Here is an 11,212-nt window from a genome sequence, read left to right as displayed (position 1 = left end):
TTCATAAAGTTTGGGCCGGAAAGTTTGAAAGCTATGGTTTTTAGAGGTGCCCTATTATATTTATGACTAGATATTTTACTCAATAAATTTATAAGAGAATACTTTAGAGTATTCCTTAGGTTTATTTACCCCCATTTCTACCTCTAATACGTAGTAGCCATCATCTTTTTTGAATTCTACTTGTAAGATTGAGCTTTGATGACCACTTTGAGGAAGTTTTGTGTCTTCATGAATTGCAGCTCCTTTACTTGTAAATTTTCTCAGAGTAAGGCGTATTTTTGGAGCGGGGTCTGTTCTAAAAGTATTTACTTCTACTTGGACAACATTTTGACTTTCCAAACGACCACTACTATCTGCAATACTATCTCTTACTATCGGGCATATTAAAATGCCACTTCCCTTGTCATCTACTCTAGTAATTCCGAACATACTTCGATTAAAGGCGCCCGTTTCAACTCCACTTTCTAAGCACATAAATGCTGGGTAAACCTTGGCATCATTACCGAATACAGACGCTGAGAAAAACATAGCTAATAAACCTATTATTCGTAGATATTGATTAAATGTTCTTTTCGAATATGGCAATGCATACAACATAATGCTCTCCTTTAATATTTACTCTTTCAATTAATTTTCAATAATTACCGAAGAAATGAATTCAGGTACTAACGCCCTTAGCAACAGTGCCGCTTTGCTGCACTTGGCAACTAAAAAAAGCGTCTTTCACGAACTGTTTTTATGATTTAAGAGTCTTCATATGCACAAATTTCTATCTGTTAACCAAAACAGACCATGTAATAATAACTGATCGACCGCCAAACAGTTCAGCATGCGGCGGCTGCAAATCAGCGTAACTATGAACTGCACCGTCCTGAAAAAACCATTTGTATCGTTTAGTGCAAGTGGATGTCGAGGCTTTTTTGCACCAGTTGAGATTGAAATCGTACCCAGTTTTGTTAAAGTTAAATTTAAGGCATTTCTTGAATTTGGCATTCTGGCTCATGGGTACTTAGGCCTGAGTTATGCTTACTGTGCCCATAAGAAACTGGTAGCTTGATTTTCTACAAATGGCGTGAATTCCATGCCGATCCCATTGTATTACCTGTTAACTGCCCATCAGCGCTTGCCTACACTGATATTGGAGGTGATGTACTACTTAGTTGAAATGGAAGCGGATGCGGCGTTTTGTTATGTCGCCGTTAGAATTCATACAACGTCTGACAGCAGAAAAGTTAGTTTATTTTTCCTGTTCCTGCAAGCTACTTGATCGGCTTCATTCTGTCCAGCAACTTATGGCGTTAATGCGACGCAGCAATGCTGCCTTCATTATGTCCATAGTGGCGGCACGATGAGGTGACCTGTAAGTGGGCGGCGATTATGCTTGTCACAACTGCATCACATCAGCACATAGTCGCAGTGCCGTGAGCTACTTCTGTCAGAATGGCACTTTGTTGCACAGCATCGTGGAGTTGTTGGTTTTGACCAGAGATCTAACACAAGGAAACGTATCAACCCATTTGCGTCAGCAGGCGACGCCCATGGCTTTTGGTTTGGTTGCTATTATTTCATTCGATGCCGTCGATATGTTTTTTGTTTCGCAGCTAGGTGACATGCCGCTCGCCGCACTTGCCTTTTGTTTTCCGGTGCTGTGGTTATTAATCAGTGTCATTATTGGATTCGAAGCCGGTGCAGTCTCCGTAATTTCACGCGCGATAGGGCGGGGTAACGAACAACTGGCGCGCCGCCAAACCACCGATACCGTGATGCTGGCTGGGTTGGTAATGGTTGCTATCATGATTGTTGGTTTGTTCACTATCGATCCGGTGTTTCGTGGGCTGGGCGCGACTGATGAAATAATGCCACTGGTGCACGATTACATGAGCATCTGGTATTGGTCGGTACCGGTGAATGCGGTGTGCTGGATCTGTCTGGCCTCGATGCGTGCCCGTGGCAACTCCATGCTTGAAGGAAAAATTATTACGCTGGCGGCTGTGGTGAATGTCATTCTTGATCCGATCATGATCTTCGGCTTGTTCGGGTTTCCACGCTTAGAAATGGCCGGTGCGGCACTCGCAACGCTCACCTCCAACCTTATTGTGATGGTTGGCACGCTATCGTATTTGCACTTTAAGTTGCGGGTGTTCGCGACTCCATTTGCGAAACTGAGCGTGATGCTGCAGTCCTGGCTTGAAATGCTGCGTATCGGTGGCCCCGCAATGCTTACCAATACCGTTGTGCCGATAGCTAACGGCATTGTTGTGGCGATTATCGCCGGCTTTGGTGTTACCGCGGTAGCTGGCTTCGGTGTAGGAATTCGTATTGAGCCTTTGGTGCTTATTCCGTTCTACGCAATGTCGGCGGTTGCAAGCCCATTTATGGGGCAGAATTTTGCTGCGGGTAAACTCAATCGTATGCTTCATGCACGGCGGGTTATTGCCAAATTCTGTCTTGTCTATGGCCTGTTGTTAACGGTGGTGTTGTATGTACTAGCGCCGTATCTGGCGAGCTTGTTCAGTGATACTGCCGAGATTCAGGAAGTGGCGGTAACGTACTTGCGGATTATGGCCGTAAGTTACGCTGGCTACGGCATGGTTATGTCGGCCTGTGCCGGCTTTAACGGCATGGGTTTCCCATTGCCGGGCGTGGCCGTTTCGGTGTGCCGTGCATTGATAGTGTTTTTGCCGTTAGCACTTTTATTAAAATGGTGGCTTGGCTTAAACGGCCTGTTTATTGCGGGTGCAACAGCCAACATCATTATCGGGCTTGGAGCGTACATTTGGCTGGGTAGATACATACGCGGCCATCGCTGTGAAGAGGCGCATCAGCAGTTATATTAGGCGGCAATCGTCCATGTCGTTGTACTTTGGCTACTCTCCGTCAATCCAATTGCGTTGCCTGTTAACTACCCATCCGCGCTTGTTCACAACGATATTGCAAGTCATTCACTGTGCCACTTCAACTTTTCTGATCAAGCAAGCGGTATAGAAATCGACGATCTGACCTTATCGAGCATTGATTTAAGGTTATCAGCAGAAATAACCGCGGTATCCGTGATTTCTATCCACGTTTATAATGAATCCTTTGATACAAAATATAAAATGTACCGTCTTTGTATAATTTTACTGCTATTAACCAACTTACTCATTCCCAGCCAAGTTGCTGCCTGGAAATTATATGATACAGATAAAGATGGCCTTTATTTGTTCGGCGGATCCTACACCCACTATAAGAATAAAGACGCATACACTGGTGCCGCTTATCTGGTCAGCCTAGAAGTTATTAAGCCCAATGATCACCTGTATGGTTTGGCACTTTTCAATAATTCTTATGATCAATTTTCGCAATATCTGTTTTACGGTAAATTATTTAGATTCGATAACACTCTCCCCGGTCTGCGTGCTAAATTGACCGCCGGCCTGATTAACGGCTACAAAGGTGAATACAAAGATAATCTACCATTGAATGAAAAGCTAGGAGTTGCGCCGGTTATCGTACCGGGCATCGGTTATCACAAAAACCAATGGGGCGTTGATTTAGTTCTATTGGGTAATCGAGGTGCATTATTGGGTTTGGGGTATGAATTTTAACCACCAGCTATGATTATCCCGGATAATCCATTAGGCAATTTAACCAGCCTCCCCCTTTTTCAAAGGGGGGGAATGCGAAGTCATCGCACGAATCAGGTCTAATGGATTATCTGGGATTATTGGTTTATAGTTTTTTCTGATGGTTGTTAGGATACATTTTTGCATACACTTAACATTCTGTTTGTTTGGTAGTAGAGGAATCATTAACTGCCCTTGCGGCATAATATCTCTACTATCGCTACTTAATCGCACCTTTAAAAATCCTAACTTAGATACAAACCGCTTTGCTCGAATAAATTATCATTTGCATATCAAATATTTTCTGCGTTCAATTTTTTTGCGCATAACCATGCTACAAAAGCATATCTTAGTGGCTATTTAGCTTTGATCCCCTAAAATCTTCGCGCAGCGCTTGAAGCGGGTATTCAATTCTGTTCATGTATATTTGTTCAACGAGCACCAAGCGCTTTTATTCGAAGCCCTTTTGGTAATAACCCACGTTCGATCAGTTCAAACAATGCTTGCACCAACAACGCAAGTACAGCTGCAGGAATAGCACCTTCCAGGATCAAGCCTATATTATCGAGTCGTATACCAGTGAGTATGGGCTGACCGTACCCGCCAGCACCAATGAGAGCACTCAACGAAGCCGTGCCAACATTTATTACTGCCGACGTTTTTATTCCTGCAAGGATAGCGCGCGTAGCCAAAGGTAACTCTACAATGCGCAACCTGGCACGCGACGGTAACCCGAGTGCCTGTGCTGATTCAATAATAGCTGGCGGAATATCTTTGATACCCGCATAGGTGTTTCGAATAATAGGAAGGAGACTATATAAAAACAAGGCCATTATCGCAGGCGGCCCTCCGATGCCAAGTAGTGGAATCATGAAAACAAATAAGGCTAACGCAGGAATCGTTTGAACGATGCCTGCCACACTGAGAACGATCGAGCCAAGGCGTTCATTGTGTGCAGCTAAGATACCCAACGGAACGGCAAAAATGATTGCTGCGGATAGAGAGATACCAACCAGCAACAAATGTTCACCGGAGTGTTTCACGAACCGTTGCCATACAGTTTGCACCTGATAGTCAACATCCATATTAAGCGTTTGTTGCAAAAAACCTGCAGCAACGGTGGACTCGGGTTCGTTATTCTGTTTCACTTGGAAGTTCATTTTGCTCATTGTCAGTGCATCAATACTACCGGCAAGTTGATTGAACATCACTACGACTTCGGGTGCACGTTGTTCGAGATCAGCACGATACAGAATGACTGCGTTATAAACTGGGAAGTAATTCAGATCATCCTCAAGCGTCCGAAGTTTGTAATAAGCAATTTCTGCATCCGTAGCGTAAAGATCGATTGCTTGTAACGAGCCGGAATTAATACCCCGATAGGCTAAATTATGATCCAGTCCCCGAACCTTTTTCTGAGGTAATTGGTAACGTTGCTGTAAACCTGGCCAGCCATCGGCTCGATCCATAAATTCATTACTGAAGCCCAGTACAAATTCGGGATGGTTTTTTAAATCAGAAATAGTATGTATCTTGAATCGTTCGGCAAGTTCAGCTTTCATCCCAAGAGCATAGGTATTGTTAAAGCCAAGGGGTGTTGTCATTCTCAAGCCACGTTCCGTCAGCGCCTGTTTAAGCTCAGCCTCGGTTTTCAGGTTTTCCTTGACCAAAATTTCTTGTAGCAACGTACCATTGTATTCGGGGTAAGCATCGATTTCACCGCTGAGTAATGCATTCCACAATACACGTGAACCACCCAGCTCGCGCTGATGGTGAGTCGCGATACCTGTTTGCCCAGCCAAGTGTTTAAGCATCTCGCCTAAGATAACTGATTCGGTAAATGCTTTGGAGCCAACAGTAATGCTCAGCGGTTTTTCGGTACCGGCAACGATACTGCTAACGGTGCTTATAAGTAAGGCGAAAAATCCCAATAGCACCACGCCTATTCTTTGCTTCGTTATCATTTAAGCGCCTCAATGAGCTGTGCCATGGGTTCACGTTGTGCGGAAATGAACCGTTCGACGAACGGTTCGGCAGGTGTTTGCGCCAGTTCTTTAAATGGACCGGCTTGTATGATGTGTCCATCCCGCATCAGGACTAAGGTCTGTCCAAAAAAAGCCGCTTCGGCTATATCGTGGGTAACCATAATGACGGTTTTGCAAAGTTGACTAAAAATAGCTTTGAGTTCCTGTTGCAACTCATAACGAATCATAGGATCGAGCGCACCCAACGGTTCATCCAACAGCAATAAATCCGGTTCCAACATCAGTGCGCGCATGAGGCTGACGCGTTGGCGTTGTCCACCGGACAACTCCGCCGGAAATCGCTTCAACATTTCCGCAGGCAGTTGTACTAATTGAGTGAGTTCGTTTAAGCGGCTATCAATCCAACGGGCATCGCGGCGCAGATAGCGAGCCATAACAGTCACGTTATCGCGTACGCTGAGATGAGGAAATAACCCCCCTTCCTGAATAACGTAGCCCATTCGTTGACGTATCTGAAAAATATTTTCAGATGATAGTTGCGATCCTTCGAAGGTGATGCTGCCAGCATCCGGCTGAATAAGACCCGCAATTAAGCGCAGTAAAGTGGACTTACCGCAGCCGCTAGGGCCGATAAGTACCAGCGTTTCACCGGTAGACACCTGAAGATCAGTCGATGCCAAAGCCGGTGAGTCGCCATAGCGTTTAGAAATTTGAGAGATTACCAACATTCGCTCAGTGTGCGGTATTTACCAATGGCACACAAGAATTGAGAGTTGATAAAGGCTATGTCGCAATTAGCTGTTGAATTGAATGTTTGAGCGGCTTGCGGCATAAAGTACGGCTACGAAGGTACTCATCATGAAAGCGAATGAGTTCAAAACATGGATGGAAGCGTTTAATCGTATGAGCCGTGGCCAGCGGGTAATAGGCGGCATCTATCACATTCAAAACGTCAACGCCTATGACAGCCGACTCAAATAAGGGATGGTAAAATTCATGGCGTTGCTACGCGGTATCTCGAAAGCTATCTGGGCTGGCAGATAAAGATTGGTCATATCGGCCAAAACATTACACCAACAGATTGTTTTATCTCATCTTTTAAAAGAACAAGTCAGGTTCAACAGCTAATTGCTACATTGCCTTGTTTTTCTCATATCTTATTACTTGACTGGTTTAAGGTGATAAGTCACTAAACTACTATTATTCGAGCCGGTTAATACAATTTTGACAGGTTTTCCTTTAGTGTCCGGAAAAGTGGCAACCCTTGTTAATTGCATAGATGCCGAGCCTCTTCGTTCTCTACCAATTTGCGGCAAGTCACTGTTATTCAGGGACCATCCGTCACCATCACCTGATTTACTTTCGGTTTTAAAACTACCACTGCTTGGTTCGAGACGTGCTTGAACGTAATCACCAGTTGAATAACCTGTTGAGTGCCCTGAAATTGATCCGCTGATCTCTAAATAGACCTTTTCTCCTGGCACAAATGTGTTGCCATTTTCTGCGCGAAGGCGAAAATTATGCTGAATTTGAACTTTAAGAATTCCTTCGTCCTTATGATGTTTACAATGATTGACTCTACTACTGTTACTAATCTGTATGTCACATATTATGCTACCTGTGGTTTGGTAAGTTGGTCTGGGGATCTCAATTTTGTCAATGACATAGGCATTCGCTGGCAACGGAGGGACGGGGGTAATTTTCGATCCTATTGATATAACCCCTGAAACACAGCAGCTGTCTTTTACTGATTTTGGAACACTGTGTTTCAACCAGCATTTCGCCTTGTTTCCCTGTATGTCGGGTTTGACAAAGGTCCAGGCTTTACAGCGCTTATTATTTTGACAGGCGTTACGGCATAACGCAGGCAGGGATTGATCCAAGAAGAAACTTTTGAAATCCATGCCTGGTAAATCGACTCCAGCCTGCATATTTTTATCATCCAGTTTGACTTTGCACATCGGAATTTCCCGATGTTCATTGATTGTATAGTAGATGTTTGCCAAGCCACGTGCACCCGGATAGTATCGCTTTAGCAACCAATTTTCCCAGGCAATGAGCTTCTGCGCCTCCTGGGCGGCATCGTCAAATAGGCACTTGATTTTACAATCATTGACCCCATCGTGATTTTGATCGAATGTCTGGAAAATATGATCACGTGCGATATTGAGTTGGTCCATTATGTTTTGGCATATGCTCCAGTTACTTCCCTGACAGTCAGATAAAATTCTGCCCCTCAAATTCCATGCATTGGAGATGGCCTTGCGCGCAGTCGACAATTTCCAGTTCGCTCCGAACTGACACTGTTCGATATTTCCCGTAGACGAACTTGTAGGAGAACCTCCCGAAGGCAAGGGGGGTAATACCCCAGGTTGTGATTTGATGATCGTGCCGGGTTTTTTGGTGAGTGGCGCGGGCTGAATTTTGACAATCGGTACGGGCGCTTTAGCCGGTGAGGTCGGTTGTTGAATCTTACCGCCGAACAGATGATAAAGAGGCTCCGTTGATGTCACTCCGGTTAATTTAGCCACTTCTTCGTCATGCATACCCATCGCCGCTTCCATGACAGTAGAATATAAAACACGTGCGTTTTCTGGTGCCCCCATAGCAACTAATAGTGAAATTTCCCGCTCAAGTACCAGCTTTACACATTCAAAAGCTTCGTGTCGATCGGGTTGACCCTGCACGGCACTGGCAAGCCTGCCCAAAGCGTGGCCAAATGCATATCTCCGCCCCCCGCCCCCTTTTTCCCCTTGATAGTATTCCTTTTCAACAAAGGACTTGAAATCTTGCCAAATAGGTAGTGTCTTCGGTGAAGGGCTGGAGCACTCCACTGCAGACGCATTGGTCGCGGTCATGCCAATAATAATCAGAGCCAATATCCATGTGCGCATTCGCTATTCCTCATTTCTATTTCAAATTGAGTTTAATTACGGCTTCTTGTTCGTTGGCCTGCTTTATCAGTGCAGGTCATTTTTGGAGTCCATCCCAGTAAGATGGATATTAAATCCTCCAGGGTAATAGGGTGTTGCTTGTTGATATTCCAGCATATCATTTTCCGGTCTGGAGTTTTCTTGACAAGTAGTAATCGCGGTCTGGGTGGAATCCTTCTAGGTATCACCTTTAAAAACATCAAGAATTTGGTATTTGGCAACGAAGTGAAGCGTGATCATGCCTTTTTTCCAGCGTCTTGTTTTGAATATTTTTGCCAGAGCGAGCAGATCCGATGAAAAAATTTATCGACAGAATTTCTATGACATGCGGCAGGGGAAGCGAAAGAGGGGAAGCCTGGAAAAAATAGGGCGGCAAAATAAAAAATAGACGCTACAGATTTTTACCAGCTAAAAAAATCATCATGTTCATATTTATTCTAACGATGGATCTGCATTATCTGAGATTGGACGACCAAAGATACAACTTTTTATCTTCTGTGAAAAGGCCGCTGTTGCTAGCAAATATTTTTTCTATTAGAAAATCCAGTTCCACATACGTTATGTCGCATTGAAAGGGTGGCATTTTGTGTTCGGATGAGATTGAGCTAAATCTTAACTGTCCAGCCTGTTCATCGTACCAACAATAAAAAAGCATCGATCGGCCAGCACTGTTACTTTCATATAAATCGCGAGAGGCTAAAATAAAATCTCTGATTGATTCTCTTCCCCATTCCTTCAAATTGTCTTCTGTTATGCTGAAGGTAACCATATTGGCACTTGCTTGTTCGCCAATGGAGGGGGAGTGGTCAACAATGATCTCCTCCGATAATTCATCTAGCCAGAGTTTAAGAGTTTTATCCATAGCTGTATTGCGTAATCACCATCTTGTGAATGCTATCAAGGGCATCTCTAAAAAACCAATCTTCGTCACAATACCGCGTTATTCGAAAAAATTATCACTTACATATAAAATATATACTGCGTTCAATGTTTTAGTCGCGCCTTGCCTTGCATGGCAACGGGGTAAACAGGCAAACTGCGAAGCGGCTCCTCGCAAAATTGAATTTTTAGAGGCGCCCTCAAGTTATTTCGTACTGTAGTTCAGCGTCTTGCAAAAATTTTTCGATGGCACCAAGGCAAATATCCCATTGTTCTTTTCCCATGGGCGGTAATGTGGCTAGCGATTCTAATTTAAATCGCCAAGTCGGAGGTTTGGATGCAGAGTCGGCAAGTTGTATTTCTGATAACCAGAGAGTAAAACCTTTACCGTCGATGCGCCGCCAAATTGGATAATCTTTCGTCCCACGATCGCTTTTTCGACAATTGAGCATCTTGAGCAAATCTCTCCAGGCAGCAGAAACAGGATTACCCCGAAGGATAAAGTTGGCTTCGAATATGTTCTGTGTTCTCCCCATAGCGTGACACCAATTTAACTCATGAAATTTATTTTAAAATGAACCATTGAGCTTATGATATTAAAAATTTCCACAAATAAAGTGTTTATTTGACTGGTTGAATGTTATACGAGGAGCTCATGATTATTGCAGTTTGTAAACTTGGAAGACCAATATTGTTTGCAATTGTGTTGGTTTGTCTTTGTAGTACGCGTTCAGTTTTTTCGCATCCTGCGGTCGATCCTGATAGTAATACCTTAATCTCCAATGCTAATTTAGAGACTTATAGAAACGACGAATTGATCAAACAAGTCGCATGGGATTTTGAACAGGCCATGCGGCGCTGGTCTCAAGGATTTTTCGGAGCGTTAATTTATTACAATAAAACCGATGGCCCGCTGACTCACGAGTTTCAAGATATTTTAAAACGGGATCCTGATCTTCCCCGGATACCAGTGTTCCACAAAATAGAATGTATTTCTTGCGACGAGGTGGGTGAATGCGTTGTGACTGTCAATATCCAATTCAACACGGAAAGCACCAATAAACTAAGAGGATATCACCTGCGAAACACAGGTGTCTGGAGCCCATACAGCGAGACCACGCTTGTGGAAAGCACTGAACTCCGAACCTTGCTCACAGACTGCAAAGTCCGAAATGAAAGTATTCTGACCTTAAATAATGACAAAATTGTCCCAAAAAGCATTGAAGATTCAGAGTTTGTCCGGGCAGCCTTTGAAAAATCCATGCGGACCTACCGCGATGAAAAGTGGAGCAACCTCCTGCCTCTCTTGGCGCCACTTTCCAGGAAAAAAATTCGTGAACAATTGGCGAAACCAAATGGTGAGCAAGAACTTTTAAAAACTGGAAAGCTGCCCGAAAACTGGAAGTTTGAATGTGCATACCCCTACTTATCTGTCTATTACGTCTATGCACGCTTCGCAAACAGGAACAGGAACGATAACGGGGTAATGAAACCTTTTCGGTTCACCTAAGTGAATGGCGGTTCCTCCGTGCGAGGTGAATCCAAATGGTTGCTTGCAGAATCGCGGGAACTATCAGAGCAGGAATACCTTCAGGCAATCATAGAATGCCAGCGAAGGTAAGAATATTTGAAGTTGTTTTAATAAAATCTGCATTAGGTTCAATTGATTAAAGTTAGCCGAGAAACCTTGAAAAATCTATCTCACCAATCCAAGCGTTGATTGCTAAGCTACTTGCCGTCTGAATGAGTTTGTTCATGCTGCTATTTTGTACGCTAAATCTCCTTCCTTATGTTCGCCTTTAATGTGTTG

General features: G+C 43.9%; 10 protein-coding genes and 1 pseudogene. 5 read left to right on the top strand and 6 right to left on the bottom strand.

What is annotated here, in order from left to right:
* Positions 1–75: 75 nt before the first annotated feature.
* Complete coding sequence (locus tag MJ770_RS01635) at positions 76–597, bottom strand: hypothetical protein (protein ID WP_239249767.1); 522 nt, start codon at positions 595–597, stop codon at positions 76–78.
* 484 nt (positions 598–1,081) lie between these two features.
* Here MJ770_RS01635 and MJ770_RS01630 point away from each other — a divergent pair, with 484 nt between their 5' ends.
* The 3 genes from MJ770_RS01630 to MJ770_RS01620 all read left to right on the top strand — a co-directional run bounded on the left by MJ770_RS01630 (position 1,082) and on the right by MJ770_RS01620 (position 3,587).
* Positions 1,082–1,267, top strand: coding sequence for a hypothetical protein (locus MJ770_RS01630; protein ID WP_239249765.1), 186 nt, complete (start codon positions 1,082–1,084; stop codon positions 1,265–1,267).
* 154 nt (positions 1,268–1,421) lie between these two features.
* A complete protein-coding gene (locus tag MJ770_RS01625) occupies positions 1,422–2,837 on the top strand; it encodes an MATE family efflux transporter (RefSeq protein WP_239249763.1) in 1,416 nt (471 codons plus the stop codon).
* Positions 2,838–2,891: 54 nt separating this feature from the next.
* Positions 2,892–3,587 (top strand): hypothetical protein, encoded by a 696-nt coding sequence (locus tag MJ770_RS01620; protein ID WP_239249761.1) that lies wholly within the window; start codon positions 2,892–2,894, stop codon positions 3,585–3,587.
* Between the two features lie 449 nt (positions 3,588–4,036).
* On the opposite strand, the gene MJ770_RS01615 is transcribed toward MJ770_RS01620, so the two are convergent.
* Both MJ770_RS01615 and MJ770_RS01610 read right to left on the bottom strand, forming a co-directional pair.
* Positions 4,037–5,569, bottom strand: coding sequence for an ABC transporter permease/substrate-binding protein (locus tag MJ770_RS01615; RefSeq protein WP_239249759.1), 1,533 nt, complete (start codon positions 5,567–5,569; stop codon positions 4,037–4,039).
* Entirely contained in the window at positions 5,566–6,318 is a 753-nt protein-coding gene (locus MJ770_RS01610) for an ATP-binding cassette domain-containing protein (RefSeq protein WP_239249757.1), read from the bottom strand. Before MJ770_RS01610 ends, MJ770_RS01615 begins: the two co-directional genes overlap by 4 nt.
* Before the next feature lie 175 nt (positions 6,319–6,493).
* Between MJ770_RS01610 and MJ770_RS01605 the strand changes: the two are divergent.
* Positions 6,494–6,783 (top strand): annotated as a pseudogene (locus MJ770_RS01605) (hypothetical protein); the annotation flags it as partial.
* Here the strand turns inward: MJ770_RS01605 and MJ770_RS01600 are convergent.
* The 3 genes from MJ770_RS01600 to MJ770_RS01590 form a co-directional block, all read right to left on the bottom strand.
* On the bottom strand, positions 6,751–8,469 hold the full coding sequence (locus MJ770_RS01600) for a PAN domain-containing protein (RefSeq protein ID WP_239249755.1): 1,719 nt from the start codon (positions 8,467–8,469) through the stop codon (positions 6,751–6,753). The pseudogene MJ770_RS01605 and the gene MJ770_RS01600 sit on opposite strands and share 33 nt — an antisense overlap.
* Before the next feature lie 508 nt (positions 8,470–8,977).
* Positions 8,978–9,385, bottom strand: a complete 408-nt coding sequence (locus tag MJ770_RS01595; protein ID WP_239249753.1) for a hypothetical protein — start codon at positions 9,383–9,385, stop codon at positions 8,978–8,980.
* Positions 9,386–9,602: 217 nt separating this feature from the next.
* On the bottom strand, positions 9,603–9,938 hold the full coding sequence (locus tag MJ770_RS01590) for a hypothetical protein (protein WP_239249751.1): 336 nt from the start codon (positions 9,936–9,938) through the stop codon (positions 9,603–9,605).
* Positions 9,939–10,057: 119 nt separating this feature from the next.
* Here MJ770_RS01590 and MJ770_RS01585 point away from each other — a divergent pair, with 119 nt between their 5' ends.
* The gene (locus tag MJ770_RS01585) at positions 10,058–10,912 is read left to right on the top strand and encodes a hypothetical protein (protein ID WP_239249749.1); all 855 of its coding nucleotides are present in this window, start codon (positions 10,058–10,060) and stop codon (positions 10,910–10,912) included.
* Positions 10,913–11,212 lie beyond the last annotated feature (300 nt).

Source organism: Candidatus Nitrotoga sp. M5 (genome assembly GCF_927904885.1).
In the GTDB taxonomy this organism is placed as follows: Bacteria; Pseudomonadota; Gammaproteobacteria; order Burkholderiales; family Gallionellaceae; genus Nitrotoga.
Note: the sequence above shows the minus strand (reverse complement) of the source record. Positions and strands in the feature narration are given on the sequence as shown.

Excerpts from the sequence above, each read along its gene's own strand:
- MJ770_RS01595 (WP_239249753.1), bottom strand. The coding sequence starts at position 9,385 with ATGGATAAAACTCTTAAACTCTGGCTAGATGAATTATCGGAGGAGATC.
- MJ770_RS01610 (WP_239249757.1), bottom strand. The coding sequence starts at position 6,318 with ATGTTGGTAATCTCTCAAATTTCTAAACGCTATGGCGACTCACCGGCT.
- MJ770_RS01585 (WP_239249749.1), top strand. The coding sequence starts at position 10,058 with ATGATTATTGCAGTTTGTAAACTTGGAAGACCAATATTGTTTGCAATT.
- MJ770_RS01635 (WP_239249767.1), bottom strand. The coding sequence starts at position 597 with ATGTTGTATGCATTGCCATATTCGAAAAGAACATTTAATCAATATCTA.
- MJ770_RS01590 (WP_239249751.1), bottom strand. The coding sequence starts at position 9,938 with ATGGGGAGAACACAGAACATATTCGAAGCCAACTTTATCCTTCGGGGT.
- MJ770_RS01630 (WP_239249765.1), top strand. The coding sequence starts at position 1,082 with ATGCCGATCCCATTGTATTACCTGTTAACTGCCCATCAGCGCTTGCCT.
- MJ770_RS01615 (WP_239249759.1), bottom strand. The coding sequence starts at position 5,569 with ATGATAACGAAGCAAAGAATAGGCGTGGTGCTATTGGGATTTTTCGCC.